At 38.4% G+C, this 16,832-nt stretch carries 15 protein-coding genes and 1 tRNA gene; 8 read left to right on the plus strand and 8 right to left on the minus strand.

The features are described 5' to 3' along the window. The first annotated feature begins 30 nt into the window (after positions 1-30). The 4 genes from ACOMC3_RS05575 to ACOMC3_RS05590 all read left to right on the plus strand — a co-directional run bounded on the left by ACOMC3_RS05575 (position 31) and on the right by ACOMC3_RS05590 (position 5,852). Entirely contained in the window at positions 31-2,238 is a 2,208-nt protein-coding gene (locus tag ACOMC3_RS05575) for a DUF349 domain-containing protein (protein ID WP_420318541.1), read from the plus strand. Positions 2,239-2,305: 67 nt separating this feature from the next. Beyond that, positions 2,306-2,379, plus strand: a tRNA-Thr gene (locus ACOMC3_RS05580). Positions 2,380-2,705: 326 nt separating this feature from the next. After that, positions 2,706-3,113: a hypothetical protein gene (locus ACOMC3_RS05585; protein ID WP_420318542.1), complete on the plus strand. Its 408-nt coding sequence runs from the start codon at positions 2,706-2,708 to the stop codon at positions 3,111-3,113. A gap of 6 nt (positions 3,114-3,119) precedes the next feature. Then, entirely contained in the window at positions 3,120-5,852 is a 2,733-nt protein-coding gene (locus ACOMC3_RS05590; protein ID WP_420318543.1) for an outer membrane beta-barrel protein, read from the plus strand. A gap of 6 nt (positions 5,853-5,858) precedes the next feature. Here the strand turns inward: ACOMC3_RS05590 and ACOMC3_RS05595 are convergent, their stop codons facing one another. The 3 genes from ACOMC3_RS05595 to ACOMC3_RS05605 are packed head-to-tail and all read right to left on the minus strand — an operon-like array spanning position 5,859 to position 7,214. Beyond that, positions 5,859-6,329 carry a hypothetical protein gene (locus ACOMC3_RS05595; RefSeq protein WP_420318544.1) on the minus strand — a complete coding sequence of 157 codons (471 nt, stop codon included), beginning with the start codon at positions 6,327-6,329 and terminating at the stop codon, positions 5,859-5,861. Continuing rightward, the gene (locus ACOMC3_RS05600; protein ID WP_420318545.1) at positions 6,322-6,609 is read right to left on the minus strand and encodes a hypothetical protein; all 288 of its coding nucleotides are present in this window, start codon (positions 6,607-6,609) and stop codon (positions 6,322-6,324) included. Before ACOMC3_RS05600 ends, ACOMC3_RS05595 begins: the two co-directional genes overlap by 8 nt. Positions 6,610-6,632: 23 nt before the next feature. After that, positions 6,633-7,214 carry an RNA polymerase sigma factor gene (locus tag ACOMC3_RS05605; protein ID WP_420318546.1) on the minus strand — a complete coding sequence of 194 codons (582 nt, stop codon included), beginning with the start codon at positions 7,212-7,214 and terminating at the stop codon, positions 6,633-6,635. 489 nt (positions 7,215-7,703) lie between these two features. Between ACOMC3_RS05605 and ACOMC3_RS05610 the strand changes: the two genes are divergently transcribed. After that, positions 7,704-9,311 (plus strand): PAS domain-containing protein, encoded by a 1,608-nt coding sequence (locus tag ACOMC3_RS05610; RefSeq protein WP_420318547.1) that lies wholly within the window; start codon positions 7,704-7,706, stop codon positions 9,309-9,311. Between the two features lie 229 nt (positions 9,312-9,540). On the opposite strand, the gene ACOMC3_RS05615 is transcribed toward ACOMC3_RS05610, so the two are convergent. After that, a complete protein-coding gene (locus ACOMC3_RS05615; RefSeq protein WP_420318548.1) occupies positions 9,541-10,590 on the minus strand; it encodes a response regulator in 1,050 nt (349 codons plus the stop codon). A gap of 126 nt (positions 10,591-10,716) precedes the next feature. On the opposite strand from ACOMC3_RS05615, the gene ACOMC3_RS05620 reads away from it, so the two are divergent. Beyond that, complete coding sequence (locus ACOMC3_RS05620) at positions 10,717-10,902, plus strand: PLDc N-terminal domain-containing protein (RefSeq protein ID WP_420318549.1); 186 nt, start codon at positions 10,717-10,719, stop codon at positions 10,900-10,902. Here the strand turns inward: ACOMC3_RS05620 and ACOMC3_RS05625 are convergent. Further along, positions 10,895-12,187 carry an ATP-binding protein gene (locus tag ACOMC3_RS05625; RefSeq protein WP_420318550.1) on the minus strand — a complete coding sequence of 431 codons (1,293 nt, stop codon included), beginning with the start codon at positions 12,185-12,187 and terminating at the stop codon, positions 10,895-10,897. The two genes, ACOMC3_RS05620 and ACOMC3_RS05625, sit on opposite strands and share 8 nt — an antisense overlap. Positions 12,188-12,316: 129 nt before the next feature. Between ACOMC3_RS05625 and ACOMC3_RS05630 the strand changes: the two genes are divergently transcribed. Both ACOMC3_RS05630 and ACOMC3_RS05635 read left to right on the plus strand, forming a co-directional pair. After that, positions 12,317-12,760 carry a universal stress protein gene (locus ACOMC3_RS05630; RefSeq protein ID WP_420318551.1) on the plus strand — a complete coding sequence of 148 codons (444 nt, stop codon included), beginning with the start codon at positions 12,317-12,319 and terminating at the stop codon, positions 12,758-12,760. Then, the gene (locus ACOMC3_RS05635; RefSeq protein WP_420318552.1) at positions 12,741-15,110 is read left to right on the plus strand and encodes a heavy metal translocating P-type ATPase; all 2,370 of its coding nucleotides are present in this window, start codon (positions 12,741-12,743) and stop codon (positions 15,108-15,110) included. The genes ACOMC3_RS05630 and ACOMC3_RS05635 overlap by 20 nt, the downstream gene beginning before the upstream one ends. Here the strand turns inward: ACOMC3_RS05635 and ACOMC3_RS05640 are convergent. The 3 genes from ACOMC3_RS05640 to ACOMC3_RS05650 all read right to left on the minus strand — a co-directional run bounded on the left by ACOMC3_RS05640 (position 15,103) and on the right by ACOMC3_RS05650 (position 16,815). After that, positions 15,103-15,939, minus strand: coding sequence for a sulfurtransferase (locus ACOMC3_RS05640; RefSeq protein ID WP_420318553.1), 837 nt, complete (start codon positions 15,937-15,939; stop codon positions 15,103-15,105). The two genes, ACOMC3_RS05635 and ACOMC3_RS05640, sit on opposite strands and share 8 nt — an antisense overlap. Positions 15,940-15,948: 9 nt before the next feature. Next, a complete protein-coding gene (gene trxA / locus ACOMC3_RS05645; protein WP_420318554.1) occupies positions 15,949-16,242 on the minus strand; it encodes a thioredoxin in 294 nt (97 codons plus the stop codon). 105 nt (positions 16,243-16,347) lie between these two features. After that, entirely contained in the window at positions 16,348-16,815 is a 468-nt protein-coding gene (locus ACOMC3_RS05650; RefSeq protein ID WP_420318555.1) for an Hsp20/alpha crystallin family protein, read from the minus strand. Positions 16,816-16,832: the final 17 nt, after the last annotated feature.

The raw sequence follows: 16,832 nt of genomic DNA on the forward strand, positions 1-16,832 counted from the left end.
GTGTCATAGAGAAAAGTAACTGGTTCCATAATGGATAATGAGAAATTGCAGGACGTTTCTGAGGAAACGAAAGAAACGCCTGAGGAAGTTCAGAATCAAGCTGAATTACGAAACGAAGATCAACCTGAAGTAGTAGAGGAAAAATCGGAAAGTGACGTAGCTAGTGAGCAACCTCAGGAAGAATTAAAAGAAGAAGAGCCTTCAGAAGAGGTTGAAGTTAAAGAACCTCAAGAGGAAGTAAAAGAAGAGCCTTCAATAGAGGTTGAAGCTAAACAACCTCAGGAAGAAGTAAAAGAAGAGCCCTCATTAGAGGTTGAAGCTAAACAACTTCAGGAAGAAGTAAAAGAAGAGCCCTCATTAGAGGTTGAAGCTAAACAACCTCAGAAAGAAAGTAAGGCAGAAACTCCTTCGGAAGAAATAAAAGCAGAGAATAAGTCAGAAGCCGCAAAGTCTGATGAGGGTGAAAATGCAGAATCAACAGAGGACTCAGAAGAGGATCAGGAAGAAGAAGGTCATGATGAAGAAGAGGAGTTAGATTTTGAGCATGCGGACAAAGAGGAACTCGTAGCTAAAATCCGAGATGTAAAAAATGAAGAAAATATTCGGTCACTTGATCGAGTATTGAAAGCCATCAAGCCACGATTTGATGAGCTATATGAAATCTCCAAAAACGAAGCACTACAGAAGTTTGTCACTGATGGCAATGAGGCAGATGCTTTTGAATACCATGGAGATGAACTAGACAAGGAATTTATTACCCTGTATGGCCAGCTAAAATCCAAAAGGAATAAGCACTATAAAGATCTTGAAAGCCAAAAAGAAGATAACCTAAAGAAAAAGGAACGACTTCTTGAACAGCTACGCGAGATTGTAGATGGAGAAGAATCTGCTGACAGTATCAACTCAGTTAGAGAGCTTCAATCTGAATGGAAAAGGACTGGACCGGTTCCCGGTGCAATGAATAAGACACTTTGGGCCAACTATAATGCGTTACTGGACAGATACTATGATAATCGGAGTATCTATTTTGAATTAAAAGATCTTGATAGAAAGAAAAACATGAAGCTCAAGGAAGAGCTTTGTGAAAAAGCGGAAGCTCTTGCTGAAATGGATGATTTGAAATCAGCCATCATCCATTTAAATGATCTTCATGAAGAGTATAAGCATATTGGACCTGTTCCAAAAGAAAATCAAGAACCATTGTGGCAAAGGTTTAAAGGAGCTTCAGACGCTATTTATGCAAAGCGGAAAGAATATTTTGAGCATCTAAAAGGAGAGTTTGACAAAAACCTTGTTAAGAAAGAGAAATTAATCAAAGAGGTAGAGGAGTTCACGAAATTCCAGTCTGATAGAATTACAGAATGGAACGGAAAGACCAAGGAGCTACTGGAATTACAAAAGCGATGGGAAGCAATTGGTGGCGTACCAAGAGATAAAGCTAAGACAACTAATAAGGCTTTCTGGAATAATTTCAAGGGATTCTTTGCGAATAAGAATCAATTTTTCAAGGAGCTGGAATCAAAAAGAGAAGAGAATCTTCAAAAGAAGTTGGAGCTTGTAGAAAAAGCGGAGGCATTAAAGGATAGCGATGATTGGAATTCAACAGCTGATAAATTGAAACACCTTCAGGCTCAATGGAAAGACATTGGTCCAGTTCCCGAGAAGGTGAGAAACGAAACTTACAAGAAGTTTAAAACGGCATGTGATCATTTCTTTAATAGGAGAAGGGATCAGAATAAAGAACAGTTTAAAGCTTTTGAAGAGAATCTTAAGCTAAAACTGCAGGTCTGTGATCAAATTGAGGCAGCAGCAAAATCTGATTCCCTTGATTTAGACAATTTGTATGACTTGATTGATAATTATACATCTATTGGATTTGTTCCAAAGAATGCAATTAAGAAAATCAGAAATCGATTTGATAAAGTAAAAGAATTGATTCTATCGAGCGAGGTGATTCATGAAGATGATCGTATTGATTTAAAGAATCACATCGAAATGGGTCGTCTGAAAAATACACCAGGCGGTGATCGTAAGATTCAAAGAAAAGAGCACTCGATTCGAAGAAAGATTTCAAGCATTGAAAATGACATCTCTACATGGAATACAAACATGGAATTCTTCGCAGATTCTGCTACAGCTGATAAGCTAAAAGCGGAGATGCAAGAAAGGATTGATAAGGCGGAAAGTGAGCTGGAAGATTTAAAATCACAACTTGCAGCAATTTCTGCACAAAATTGAAAAATAGATTTGCTAAATAGCTAGACACTGCTATTTTTGCAAACCGATTTTCAGCCTTGCTGAAAAGGCCTCCATAGCTCAGTTGGCCAGAGCAGCGCACTTGTAATGCGCGGGTCGTTGGTTCGAATCCGACTGGAGGCTCTCAAAACCCACTCATCGAGTGGGTTTTTTTATGTCTTTTTCCGGATGAGAACCCAACGACGTTGGTTTGAAAGCGAAGCTTCACGAGGGACTGTGGGCATGGAAGTGCGTATGAGTAATCCGACTGGAGGCTCTCAAAACCCTGACATAATCGTCGGGGTTTTTTTATGCCTTTTTTAGGATGAGAACCCAGCGGCGGACCGTCAACGACGAGACAGAATTCCTTGTTAAACAGCGTATTTCTTTTAAAAAAAATAATTTATAGCTACCTGGCGAGGGATTGAATTCGTTTTGGAGTCTAAAGAGGAAATCAACATTTAAATTAAATGAAAGCACTTCAAAACAGTATGTTAATCCTCTTTCTTGGCATTTCAATTTCTACGCTTGCACAACCTCCAGGAGGTGGACGTGGAGGAAGGCCCGGCGGTAGTCCGGAGCAAATGATCGAGCGGGAAAAACAAACACTTTATAGCAAAGTCGAAGACCTTACAGGTGATCAAAAATTGTTACTCGATGGCATTTACGAGGAGTTCTTAGTGACCCTTCAGGAGTCGATGGAAGAGATGCGTCAAAGTAATGACAGGGAAAGTCGAAGAGAGAAAATGGAGGCGTTGAGAAAGGAGAAAGATGAGTTGATTGCTGATGTGTTGAATGAAGATCAGTTTAAAATCTACGAGAGTATAAGCCGAACCAGAAGGGAACAGAGAGATGATGATGGTGATGGGAAAAATTAAGGTGTTATGAGAGTAATTTCACTTACGATCCTCACTTTTTTATTCAGTTCACATATTGCATTTACACAGGAACAGGAATTATCTGTATCCGGTGCATTAGTGGATGCTTCAGATAAAACTCCATTGATCGGCGCAACGGTACTGATGGTAAATGTCAAAGATTCCACACGCTCAAAATTTGCTATTGCTGATGGCGATGGAAGGTTTAGTGTCTCTAACCTTGAGCGAGCATTTTATCGATTGAGAATATCGAATGTAGGTTATATATCATATACTAAACTCTTAAGAGTCACTATACCGGACCAATCACTGGGTACTATATCCCTAGAGCCGGAGATAACTAATTTAGATGAAGTGGTTGTGGAAGGGGAGGTAATTGCTGTGCAGCAAATAGGGGACACTACCCAATACAATGCGGCTGCCTATAAAACCAATCCAGATGCCTCAGCCAAAGACCTGGTTAGCAAAATGCCAGGAATAGTTGTGGATAGTGATGGGGTTAGTGCCAATGGCGAAAGTATAGAGCAAGTACTACTGGATGGGAAGCGATTTTTCGGACAGGATCCACTGCTTTCTCTTAATACTATTCCTGCAGATATCGTCGATAAAGTGCAGGTCTACGATGAGGAAAGTGACCAGTCACAGTTCACCGGATTTGATGACGGTAATACCACCTGGACCATGAATGTGGTAACCAAAGAAGACAAACGAAACGGTCAATTTGGAAAAATCTACGCTGGGTACGGTGAAAATGAGTTGTACAAAGCAGGAGCTACGATCAATTCTTTCAACGAAGATCAACGGCTCACCTTTTTGGGAATGGCCAACAACATCAACCAACAGAATTTCGGTAGTGAAGATCTGATAGGCGTAAGCGGGGGTGGAGGTCGAGGTGGTTTTCGCGGAGTTGGTAATCAGTCGTTTATTACAGGCACACAAGATGGAATTACCCGAACCAATTCTGTGGGATTAAACCTTACCGATGATTGGGGAAGTAATACCTCTTTTGAAGGAAGCTATTTCTTTAATCAGACACGAAATAACAACGATCAACTGCTTAATCGAGAATCGTTTTTAAGTGGAAGAACCCAATATTATTCAGAGGATCTTCAGTCAGTCACTGACAATTACAATCACCGATTGAACCTTCGCGCCAATCACAAAATTGATGAGAATAACAACCTGTTGGTACGGTCTTCTTTTAGCTACCAGGACAATGAGAGTACAGAAGTAACGCTTGGTGAAACCACCAATCAAAGTGGAGAGCTACTTAGCGAAACCTTTAACAATTATTCAAGCACAAATACATCATTCAATTTTAGTAACAATCTTATTTTCCAACACAAATTCAATAAGATAGGCAGGACGATTTCTTTTGATCTCAACACACGAATTAATCCAACCAAACGAGAGAATTTTTACGAGGATCTTTCACTTGATTCGCTTATTGAGTATAATACGGATGAGGCACAATACACCTTAGGTTCAAGGGTTACATATACTGAACCTGTAGGTACCACAGGTCAGGTATCAATGAGTTATGAAGTCAGCAATGCACTGAGAAAGTCGGATAAAGAGACATTCGTAATCACTGAAGCAACCGGGGCTGAAACGTTTAGCGAAGAGCTTTCTAACAACTTTGAAAGTAGGTATACAAAACACCTTCCGGGCATTCGGTATTCAAATAATAAGTTTGGGAACATCTTTGATGTATCCCTTACCTACCAATACGCAACGTTGAGTAACGAGCAGGTCTTACCTATCACCGATGACTCTAAACGGAATTTTAGCAATTTTCTACCCTCTATCTTGGGGAGGATCGATTTGGGAGAGAGCGGTAATTTTTTTGCCCGATATTCAACCTCAACTACTGAGCCATCGGTCAGTCAGTTGCAAAATGTAATTGACAATAGCAATCCGCTTTTCCTTTCGGTTGGAAATCCAGATCTTAATCAAACCTATTTACATTCATTGCAAATGCGTCTTCAGAAAAATTACTTTGACTCGAACGCTACCCTTGCCAATCGAACCAGCATAACAACAAGAACAGATTACATAGGGAACAGTACGTCCATTATCGAGGCAGACTCTGTTACATCTGGAGGCATCTCGCTCGTGGAGGGAGCACAATTGACCACACCGGTTAACCTGAATGGATATTGGTCGGTTCGCAACAATACGACCTATGGAATATTGATCTCCCCCATAAAGAACAACTTGAATGTGTCTGCAGGGTTGAGCTATACAAGGCTTCCGGGCATCACAAATGATGTACAAAACATTGCAAAAACTTATTCAGCTGACGTAAAGGTTGGTTTGGTGAGTAATATCAGTGAGAATATTGACTACAATTTGTATTATCAGCTATCGGGTAGCAGGGTCTACAATTCCATCCAGTCAGAATCAAACAGCCAATTCTATACACAAACAATTGGTTCTACAGTGAATTTGATTTTTCCAAAAGGCTTTGTTTTTCGAAACGAGACGTTATTTCAGAAGTATAATGGCGTGAACGATTCATTTGATTCCCAATATACCCTGTGGAATATGGGGGTGGCCAAGAAGTTTCTGAATAATAGTCGTGGAGAGCTGGAGCTGTCTGTTTTCGATCTGCTTGGGGAAAATCAAAGCTTTGATCAGACGGTAACCGCTCAATACGTTCAGGAAAGTCAAACCCAGGTGCTACAGCGTTATTTCATGCTGACGTTTACTTATCAGCTTAGGAGTTTCAAAGGATAAAATCAATTAATCATTTGAATTCCGCCTTTTTATTTGTCTTTCGGGAGAATCGGCAAGCATTGGAATGACATCTGCAATCACTTCATCAAACTTTGCCAGCTGATCCTCATTGCAAATACTTTTTAGCTCTTCAAAATGATGGTATGTGAGAACGATTTTATCTTTTTTTAACTTCATGATTTGCCGAAGGAGCAGCTCCTTGTCTTCAGAACCAGTAGTTATGGAAAGCTGCTCGAAATAGGAACGAACAAGTGTTCTTTCTTCTTCCATAATTTCACGAATAGCTTGTCGATGGATTTTTACCATTTCTCCAAACTGTTTTTCCTGCTCATCACTAAATGCAAGCTTCTCACTTATTTGCTCTCTTGCTCCCCTTTGTCGCATATGAGGCTTTGGTTTGAAGATGAATAACGCGACCAATCCTATGTTGATGACTAGTAAACCAAAAAATCCAATCTTATATAACTTATTATTCATTGTCGTAAAGGTTAAAATCAGTCATTAGTTGAGGGTAGTTAGTATCCTCGGTTGCAGTGCTCTCGGAAGTTAAATAATTCGAAATGGCCCATACGTTTGAGCAAACGACCAAGGCTACTACTGCTGCAACTTTCATCCAGCTACCAGCAGGTTGCTGCTGTTGCTTTCTCTGATCTGCAAGTTTTTGCTGGATTTTCTCAAAACCATCAGCAGGGACTTTCGCCCGTTGAATGCCTTCCAGGCTTTCCATTGCTTTGTTAATCCGGTTTTCTTGTTCCATATCCATTTTGACGTTTTTTAACATTATTTCCCTCGTTCAGGATACAATTTTTCTAATTCCTTTCTTAAACTCACCTTTGCTCGCTGCACCAAAGATTCCACAGATTTTCGACTTTGCTTCATGATTTCAGCAACTTCCTTTTGAGGAAGCCCTTCTATCTGGGTGAGTATAAAGGCAGTTTTCTGATTTTCTGAAAGCAAATCAATGGCCTTAAACAGCTGCTGAGCATCTTCCTTATTTTCCAGTTTCACTCCCGGATGTACAAAATCAGGTGATTCATATTTAATCTCTGATGAATCTTTTACATACAGGGAAGTGAATATCCCGGAACGCTTTTGACTGTTTTTCTTTCTGAGAAAATCCAAAGACTTATTTACTGCGATACGATAGATCCAGGTGCTAACAGAAGAGTTGAATTGAAAGCTTGAAGCAGTGTTGTATATGGTTACAAAAACATCCTGTAATAGCTCTTCGGCATCTTCCTCATTTTTTGTGTAACTAATGATGGTATTGAACACCCGATCACAATAATGATTATAAAGCTGCTCCAATGCATCTTCACTGCTTTGACCTATTGCTTTTATGCAGCCTGTTTCGTCTATCATTTAAATAAAAATGTGAATAAGAAGGTCCCTGGTTAATATTATCGTTTACCAAAAAGGATTAGCCCAAATGTCACAACATATAAGCTTTCCAAGAAAAAATAAAGTTACTTCGAGGGATTTAATTTCATTTAGCGTGCACTAAATAATGGATCATCGAGGGATTTAATTTCATTTAGCGTGCACTAAATAATGGATCATCGAGGGCTGGCATTTATGAAAATGGTGAGAAAGGGATGGTTTAAGATTGTCGATTTTCGTGTGACTTCAGAGTCCTCTGCGACTGTTTTTTATTGTCTTTGAGTTGATAAGTACAGACCTTCTGTTTGATTTTTTATAATTTCAGTTTCATAGCTCTATTCACCCTTTCTGTCTAATATCCGGCAACATCAATCCATTGAGTGTTTATTTGGTCTTATCTTTTAGTAATTTGAATATCATCGAAGTGAATAAGTTTTTAGATAAAGCCTATTCATGTGATCTATTGAGTATATGCCAACAACCGAAATTTCTCTTGAGGAATCAATTCTCACGGGTGAGCTATCACTTGATAAAATATTCAATGCCTTCACAGATGGTGTATACGATTATAACATCAAGAATAAGCTGACCTTTGTCAGCGATAACTTTTACAGACTCCTTGGATATGAGCCTGGTGAATTTGAATTAACAGATGAACGCTGGGATAATTTGATCCATCCGGAGGATTTGGAGCAATCCAATAGTCTTTTTTTTGATCACCTCGATGGCAAAACTTCTCGTTATGTAGCAGAGTATCGCATGCTTAGAAAAGATGGGAGCTATCAATGGATTAGCTGCACGGGCCAACTGATTGGAAAGGATAGGGATGGTAAACCCAGCAGAGTCGTTGGCGCAATAAAGAGCATCCAATCTAAAAAGCAGCTTGAACTAGGGATGAAAATGTTAATTCATGCTTCAAGCACTCTGACAGGTAGGGATTTTTTCACTTATATGACCAGAAATATTGCGAAGTTATTTCAGGTAAAATATGCACTTATTGTAATTACGGATGATAAAAATCCAATTGAGGTCGAGGCACTTGTGATGTGGAATGTGGATCAAATTAAAGATTCATTTAATTACAAAATAAAAGATTCACCAAGTGAGCTTATCTATTCCCAACAGGAGAATGTTTTTACCTGGGATGATCTTGAAAGCAAATTTCCTAAAGATGAGTTTATAAAAAAGAATAAGATCGTAGGATACTATGGTATGCCAATTCGTAATCCATCCAATGAACTGATTGGTCATATCTGTATCATGCACGATAGTAAGGTGATTGTGAGACACTGGATGGAATCAATGATCGAACTTTTTGCACAATCTATTGGATCCGAAGTGGAGCGAATTAATAATGAGGAGAAACTCTATGAGTTGAATAAATTATTGGATCTGCAAGTCAAGGAGCGAACGGTTCAGCTTGAAAAGGCTGTTGAGGATCTCGATTCATTCTTCTATAAGGCTTCCCATGATCTGAGAGCCCCAATCACAACGTTAGAAGGCATCTACAACTTATTGGAGTCGGAAATTGACTCGGATGAAAAAGCCAGGCTTTTTAAGTTGCTAGGAATGCAAATTACCAGCATCAAAAAGCTCAATAGGAGCATTATCGAGGTAGGTAATATTCGAAATCATGAGTATTCATCTCAGAGTGTTCAACTTGATTCGTTATTAAGAGAAATACTCCAAAGCTTATCTCAACCTCAATCAATCAGTATAGAAAAGGTTGTCGATCATTCACTAGAAATATCGACGGATAAGTTTCTTTTGACTACTATTCTGATGGAATTCATAAGTAATAGCATTAAGCATAGAGACCCGGAAAAGTCTTTAGCGACAATTAGGATAGAAACCTTATGGGATGAAGATCAGCTAGAGTTAGAGATAAAAGATAATGGGAAGGGAATCTCTTCCAGAATCGAGCAGGATTATTTTAAATTGTTCCTAAGGGCAAGTACTACATCGAGTGGTTTCGGACTTGGTCTATATAAAGCCAAACTTGCAGCTGATAAGGCCAATATAACCATTGAAATTAATAGCAAGGAAGGAGTAGGAACATTGGTAAAGTTGAGATTCTAATAGCAATACCAATCATTTAATTTCTAAACATCAATGAAGCTTTCATTTGCTGTCTTCTTTATACATTTGCTAAGCTCTGGCTAAGCAATATACAAATCTGAGAATGTAACAATAAATGGGTTTGTTTGTCACGCTAGATCACGCCCACTATGGGGATCATCGAATGTGACAGCTGACACCATAATCCTTCTTTAATAAGAGGTTTGATATAGGCTGGTCAGAGTTTTTTTTAAAATTTTACTCCACTTATTTTCTCTGGTTCCAGTATGGTAATAGCGCTACCATTTATCTCTATCCATTGATCTTTTCTGAACTCAGAAAGTATACGGATGACAGATTCTGTAGCTGTACCTACCATTCCTGCAAGGTCAGCACGAGAAACATCCACAGTTACTTTTTCTCCATCATTTGAATAGGTTTCATAAAGTTTAATTAGAGAGTCTGCTGTACGCTTTCTGACAGTATTATAGGCCATCTCCATCAACTCTTTCTCACGCTGGGACAGGTTATTGGATAGAAGCTTTATAAACTGACCTGATACTTCACGATTTTTGAAGATCAATTCCTGAAAATCATCTTTTGGGATGAGCATGACTTTCGAGTCCTCCATAGCTTCAGCAAATTCAGTTCTTGAATTATTCTGAATCACAGACTGCTCACCTAACAAATCACCTTCTTTTCGTATATCATGGATGAATTCTTTTCCATCTTCGTTGATGTGATAGGTCTTTATTTTACCATTCAGTATTTTATAAACGAAATTTCCGAAATCTCCTTCCCTGTAAATTATTTCTTTCTTTTTGAAAGTCTGTGTTTTTCGCTCCTTTGAGAGTTCTTCTATGTTTTGATATTTGGCAGCATGTTGAACAAGCTCATCCATTCCGGAAGCATTGGATAGTTCTTTATATTTTTCAAGTCGTCGCTCTATAGCTCCCAGTAGCTCCATTTCTTCAAAAGGCTTAGTGATGTAATCATCAGCTCCCATATTCATTCCTTTCCGGAAATCTGATTTCTCAGCCTTTGCTGTTAAGAATATAAATGGAAGAGAAGCCGTAGAAGGATTTTTAGTTAAAAGATAGAGTACTTCATATCCATCCATCTCTGGCATCATGATATCACACAAAATAAGGTCTGGCGGGGATTCAAGGGCTTTCTTTATACCTTCTTTGCCATTAGGAGCGGATTCAACCTGATAGTTGGAAAGTTCGAGAAGTTCAACAATATTCTCCCTTACATCTTCCTGATCTTCTATAACTAGAATGCGATGCTTCTTACTCATTGATAATTCATGATTTTCAGATATCGCCAATTTACAAAAGACTGACGATAATCAGCTCTTGCTATAAGGAAACTCATCATAATTGAGAGGTAAACCTTCTTAATTTGATTAAAAGCAATAAATGTTATGAATTACTGGTTATACATATCACTATTCGCAGCAGCGATCGCGGTTTTTTCCATGGTTAATGTACTGTTAGCTCGCATGCCCAACAACAAGAAAGCGTTGTGGTTCGCTCTTGTAGTGATTTTCCCAATAGTGGGTCCACTTATATATCTACTAAAGAGAAAATCTATCGTGGAGACTAGCTAAGCGGGAGAGTAAGCGTAAATGTGCTCCCTTGACCTTCGGTGCTTGTGAAAGAAATATCTCCTTTCAGCAAGTCTGCATACTTTTTCACAATATTCAAACCAAGTCCTGTTCCTTGAATGTTCGTAACATTTGCTGCTCTAAAGAAGCGCTCAAATAAATTGACTTGCTCTTCTTGAGGAATTCCAATTCCATGATCGGTGATATGAATCATCAGCTTATCTTCAACTTCAATATTAATTTCAATCTTATCACCCTCATTCGAATATTTACATGCATTTGAGATTAAATTGAATAAGATATTTTTTAGGATATGTTCATCCGTTTGGATGGTAGGAGCAGTTCCATTCAAAAGAATATCTTGATCCTTTTTTAAATTTTGACTCATTTCCTCTACTATTTCCTGTAAGAGCTCATTCAAGTCAACCGTACTAAAATTCACTTTCTGAGCGCCACTTTCTAATTTTTCCAGAGATAGGAAGTCGTTAAGAATATTCGTTAGATTTTGTACGCTCTTATTGATTCGATGTATATGTTTTTCTCTGGCCTCCTGCTGATCCGATTCAGTGTATTTAGCAATCAGATTGGCCGATGAAAGCACCGTCGTTAATGGCGTTCTGAACTCATGACTTGCCATAGAAACAAAGCGTGATTTGAGCTCACTGAGTTCTTTTTCTTTTACGAGTGAATTTATAACCTCTTGTTTGGTTCTTTCCAATTCCTCCATACTCTCTTTTAGTGCTTCTTCAGCCAGTTTTCTTTCCTGAATTTGACTTTGAAGACCTAGGTTCATATGTTCTAATTCACTGGTTCTAGCTTTAACCTTCTTCTCTAATTCAGAGGTGTATTCTTCTAATTTTTTTCGCTGCTCTTCAAGTTTTTGTTCGTTTTCCTTTCGAATAGATATATCTGTAATGAATGCAACCACTAACTTTTCATTATTATGTTGCATATAACTCAGACTTATTTCAAGTGGAAATGAGGTTCCGTCTTTTCTCAATCCGGATAAGTCTCTTCCAATACCCATCCGGCGTGGCTCTGGCTTTTTAAAATAGCTATTTCGGTACTCTACGTGGTTTGATTGAGACTCTTTTGGAACAAATTTCTCTACTTTCTGACCAAGAACTTCATCCTCATCATAACCGAACATTTCCCTTGCTCTAGGATTAGCCATCACCACTTCACCCTTTTTATTGAACAGCATTATGCCTTCTCCAGAGCTTTTAAAAAGACTTTCCAATAGCTCAAGACCTTTAACAGAAAAAATATCCTGTGTACCTGACTTCATATTATTCATCAATTTCAAAGCAAACCTACTTCCAGATTGTGACAAAATTCAACCAGTATAATGACGAATGTCAACAAGCCGCAAAATGGACCACTCTACTTTTGAATCTAAATAACTGCTAAACCACGCGTGATCTCAAGCATACTAATACCTACAGATTTTTCTCCCGCCTCTTGGAAAGCTACTCAGGTGGGAATAGAATTATCTCAGTTAGATGGAAATACTAAGCTCTCATTTTTACATGTTTACCCAATTGCGTCAAAGTATCTAAACAAAGACATTGGAGTGGCAAGTCAAGAGATGCTTGAGCGAATGAAAAATAGGATGAACCAACTATCACATGATCTAAGTGATGCACAAGACCGAATTGAGAATGTGGTTCTTTCCGGTAATGTTGATGATGAAATGATGAACTTCATAAAGAATAACCATTTTGATTTAGTGATTGTCGGAATTAATAGTAATGGAGCAAACAATGAAATTGGTAGTCACACCATTCGTATGATTAAGGAGAGTGGAATTCCTGTCATGATTGTGCCAAATAAATCAGGAGATGGAGCAATTACTGGCTGAAGATCAGAAGTGTCATCATTGCGGAGATCCTTGTGATAATTCTATTCTAGCTGACAATCACAAATTCTGCTGTTATGGATGTCGGGCTGTCTATGAGCTTTTGGATCAAAGCAATTTAAATCAGTACTATTTAGAAACTTCAAGAGAAAACAAGTCACTTTCAGATCTGAAGGCAGAGAGGAAATTTGGATTTCTTGATAATGAAGACATTCAAAAACAGTTGCTCCGATTTAAAAGTGATGATCTATCGGTTGTTAAATGGTTTTTACCCGGAATTCATTGTAGTTCTTGTATCTATTTACTGGAGCATCTGCCTAAACTAGAACCTGCGATCCTTAGGGCAGAAGTAAATTTCGTGAAACGTGAAGTCACTATCACTTTTAATCACGAGCAGAAGAGTTTAAAAGAGCTGGCTGTTTTATTATCGAAACTAGGATATCCTCCGGGGATATCGTTGAATAGTTTAGATAGGACTAAAAATCAGGTTGTTAAGTCAAACATTGGTACCAAAATAGCAGTGGCCGGGTTTTGTTTTGGTAATGCCATGCTGATGAGCATGCCAGAGTATTTGGATCGCAACTTTTTGTTAACCAGTGATTTTAAATCGGTGTTTAATTGGATTAATCTGGCTTTAGCATTTCCTGTACTCCTATATGCTGCAAGTGATTATTTTAAAAAAGCATGGAAAGGAATTAGATATAGGAATCTAAACATTGATGTGCCCATTGCTTTAGGAATTCTGACACTCTTTGGGAGAAGCGCATATGAGATCATTTCAGGCGTGGGTATGGGGTATGTAGATTCGCTGGCTGGACTTGTTTTCTTTCTTTTAATAGGGAAATGGTATCAAGGTAAAACGTATCAGGCACTTTCTTTTGATCGGGATTTCACATCGTACTTTCCGGTATCAATCATTTGTAAAGTTGATGATGAAGAGATCCAAAGATCTTTGAAAGATCTTAAAAAAGGAGATCTGGTGGTTATTCATAATGACGAACTCATTCCAGCAGATGGGAGAATTGTTTCTGGAAGAGGGAATATTGATTATAGTTTTGTCACCGGCGAATCTAAACCCGAAAGAAAAGAAGTAGGACAACAAGTTTATGCAGGAGGTCGCCAAAAGGGCTCTGAACTTGAAATAGAACTCACACAAACAGTCAATAGCAGTGAATTAACAAGTCTTTGGAATAACGATTCTTTTCAAAAAGAAGACAATGCAGGGCTTCATACCTGGGTAGACCGAATCAGCAAGTACTTCACTGGAACAATTATTATGTTGAGTTTGCTGACAGCCATTTACTGGTGGGATACTGATCCAACGCAAATATGGAATTCAGTGACAGCTGTCCTAATTGTAGCTTGTCCATGTGCTTTAGCACTGGTTCTTCCATTTGCTTATGGTCACTCTATGAGAAAGTTAGGAAAGCAGGGATTTTATCTTAAAAATGCTGAAGTGATAGAATCACTAGCCAATGTAGATTCAATTGTGTTTGATAAGACTGGAACTCTAACGACCAATCAGGCAGGAATCGGTTATAAAGGTGATGTGATTGAAGGAGAATATCTTCAAGTTTTAAGATCCGCGATAGGGAACTCGGCCCATCCACTAAGCCGATTGATTCATAATGAACTACCCGAATGCCAAAAGCTTCCGATAAGCTCATTTAAAGAGGAAACAGGGAAAGGTTTTGTGGCAAAAGTTGGTGGCATGGAAGTACGCGTGGGGTCAGCTGAATATTTGAAAATTGAGGATGATACTTCAATCAATGAATCAAAAGTTTATATCAGATTAGGGAAGAAACAAGGTGTATTTATCATAAAGTCTGTTTATCGGAACGGCATATTTAATATGCTGGATGAGATTAGAAAACGATATCGGACGATCCTGCTTTCAGGAGATAATTCAAGTGAAAAGAACGTGCTAAAACCTTATTTTGATGACGCTCATTTTAATCAAAAACCAGTTGATAAACTTAATTATCTAAAGACTAATTCGGGCAAATATGCGATGATTGGGGATGGTCTCAATGATGCAGGAGCACTTCGAGAGGCAGCAGTAGGTATTGCAATATCTGAAGATATCCATCAATTTTCCCCTGCTTGTGACGGAATATTATCTTCAGAAAAAGCAAACAGCATTTCACACATTTTACATTTCTCAAAAGGGATTATAAACATTGTTTTTATTGCTTTTGGGATATCATTTTTATACAATATTGTGGGATTGTCATTTGCTATGACCGGTCATCTTACGCCACTTATATCTGCTATTCTGATGCCAATAAGTTCTGTAACTGTAGTAGGATTTGTAACGCTTGGGGTTGGATGGATGAGTCGTAGACTTAAGTAGTCACCACCGGAAGATAGGAGGACTTACCCCATTCACTCCAAGACCCATCATAAATCGACAGATCTTTGAGGCCAGCAATGGATGCTGCCAATAGAATGATTCCTGCAGTTAGCCCAGATCCACAGGTAAATACTAGCTTTTTTCCTTCAAGATCGTAGGTATTAAATATTTGTTGGAGTTCACTTTTTTCTTTCATGAAGTGACCATCAATCACTTCGGTGAATGGTAAGCTGATTGATTTAGGTATGTGTCCACCCCTTAAACCTGATCTGGGTTCTGGTTCAGTACCATCAAATCGACCTTTTGATCTGGCATCAATCACAACGACATTATCATCATCCATATGATCCAATACATATTTCGCATCAACAAAGCATGACGTGTCGAAATTCGGGTTGAAACTTCCAGTCAAATGAGGCTTACTAATTTTTTCTTCAGCAGGATACCCGTTTTCAACCCACTTAGGAAGCCCTCCATTGAGAACAGATACATTATTCAATCCCATTGATTTGAGCATCCACCATGCACGAGGTGAGGAGTATACGCCATGATTATCATAAACTACCACATAACTATTTTCATTGATCCCAAGACGTTGAGCTTCTTTCTCAAACTGATCAGGATCACACATCATATGCGGAAGGTCTATTGATTTATTTGAAAAAGCATGATCAATATCAAAGTATTGTGCTCCTGGAACTTGCAGATTTTCGAATGGGATACTGCCAGCAGATTTAGGCTTAGCCAATGTAGCGTCCAGGATTATAACATCTGAACTTTCTAATTGATTGAGCAACCAATCTGTTGTTACCATTGGATTAGCTTCCATCCAGTTAAGTTAAGCACTTTTGATGGCCTCCTCCAACATATGCTTAGGGATTGCTCCGGATTGTCTCCAAACTTGTTGACCCTTTTTGAAAATAATGAAAGTAGGAACACCTTTTACATTATACTTTTGAGCTGCACCAGGATTTTTATCTATATCCACTTTAATGATTCTTGCTTTACTACCAATCTCTGTTTTGAGTTCCTCAAGAATTGGAGCCATTGTTTTGCATGGTCCGCACCAGGTCGCATGAAAATCAACGAGTACAGGTTGATCTCCATTGATGAGTTCATTGAATTTTGACATATGAGATTAACATCAACGGCCTAATGATAAGTTCTAGTAAATAGCAAAAAGGCTGAGTCGTCAGGCTCAGCCACGTTTTGAAAAGAATAAATTGAGTAATGTCAATTAATCAATAACCACTTCCTTTTTAGGAAGTATCTCTGTTTCCTTTTTGAGGATGGTTAATCTTAAGATGCCATCATCATATTTTGCGGTCATTTCTTCCATATCTACGTTTTTAGGAAGCGTAAAGGATTTAATAAACGAACGAGTTGTAAATTCTCTGCGTGTGTACCTGCGAGTGTCCTCCTCTTTTTCGTTTTCGGTAGTTCCTCTAATTGTAAGAAGCCCATTTTCCAAGGTTACATGGAAATCTTCTTTTCTCATACCTGGAGCTGCCATTTCAATTTCGTAATTTTTTTCATTCTCAATTACGTTTACTGAAGGTGTCCAGTCATTGGTGAATCGTGCTTGCAACCAATCATCATCGAAGAAGTCGGTGAGATTATTGAGCATGGGGAGATCTCTTTTGATAAGCGACATGACTTGACCTTTTTTAGTGTTAAACATCCATTTTAAGAGAGCAATTTTCATTCAACTGGATCTAAAAA

The sequence above is a fragment of the Ekhidna sp. genome (assembly GCF_965212185.1).
Taxonomy (GTDB): Bacteria; Bacteroidota; Bacteroidia; order Cytophagales; family Cyclobacteriaceae; genus Ekhidna.

Excerpts from the sequence above, each read along its gene's own strand:
- ACOMC3_RS05585 (WP_420318542.1), top strand. The coding sequence starts at position 2,706 with ATGAAAGCACTTCAAAACAGTATGTTAATCCTCTTTCTTGGCATTTCA.
- ACOMC3_RS05610 (WP_420318547.1), top strand. The coding sequence starts at position 7,704 with ATGCCAACAACCGAAATTTCTCTTGAGGAATCAATTCTCACGGGTGAG.
- ACOMC3_RS05625 (WP_420318550.1), bottom strand. The coding sequence starts at position 12,187 with ATGAAGTCAGGTACACAGGATATTTTTTCTGTTAAAGGTCTTGAGCTA.
- ACOMC3_RS05600 (WP_420318545.1), bottom strand. The coding sequence starts at position 6,609 with ATGGAACAAGAAAACCGGATTAACAAAGCAATGGAAAGCCTGGAAGGC.
- ACOMC3_RS05615 (WP_420318548.1), bottom strand. The coding sequence starts at position 10,590 with ATGAGTAAGAAGCATCGCATTCTAGTTATAGAAGATCAGGAAGATGTA.
- ACOMC3_RS05635 (WP_420318552.1), top strand. The coding sequence starts at position 12,741 with ATGGAGCAATTACTGGCTGAAGATCAGAAGTGTCATCATTGCGGAGAT.
- ACOMC3_RS05605 (WP_420318546.1), bottom strand. The coding sequence starts at position 7,214 with ATGATAGACGAAACAGGCTGCATAAAAGCAATAGGTCAAAGCAGTGAA.
- ACOMC3_RS05650 (WP_420318555.1), bottom strand. The coding sequence starts at position 16,815 with ATGAAAATTGCTCTCTTAAAATGGATGTTTAACACTAAAAAAGGTCAA.
- ACOMC3_RS05640 (WP_420318553.1), bottom strand. The coding sequence starts at position 15,939 with ATGGAAGCTAATCCAATGGTAACAACAGATTGGTTGCTCAATCAATTA.
- ACOMC3_RS05590 (WP_420318543.1), top strand. The coding sequence starts at position 3,120 with ATGAGAGTAATTTCACTTACGATCCTCACTTTTTTATTCAGTTCACAT.
- ACOMC3_RS05620 (WP_420318549.1), top strand. The coding sequence starts at position 10,717 with ATGAATTACTGGTTATACATATCACTATTCGCAGCAGCGATCGCGGTT.
- ACOMC3_RS05595 (WP_420318544.1), bottom strand. The coding sequence starts at position 6,329 with ATGAATAATAAGTTATATAAGATTGGATTTTTTGGTTTACTAGTCATC.
- ACOMC3_RS05575 (WP_420318541.1), top strand. The coding sequence starts at position 31 with ATGGATAATGAGAAATTGCAGGACGTTTCTGAGGAAACGAAAGAAACG.
- trxA (WP_420318554.1), bottom strand. The coding sequence starts at position 16,242 with ATGTCAAAATTCAATGAACTCATCAATGGAGATCAACCTGTACTCGTT.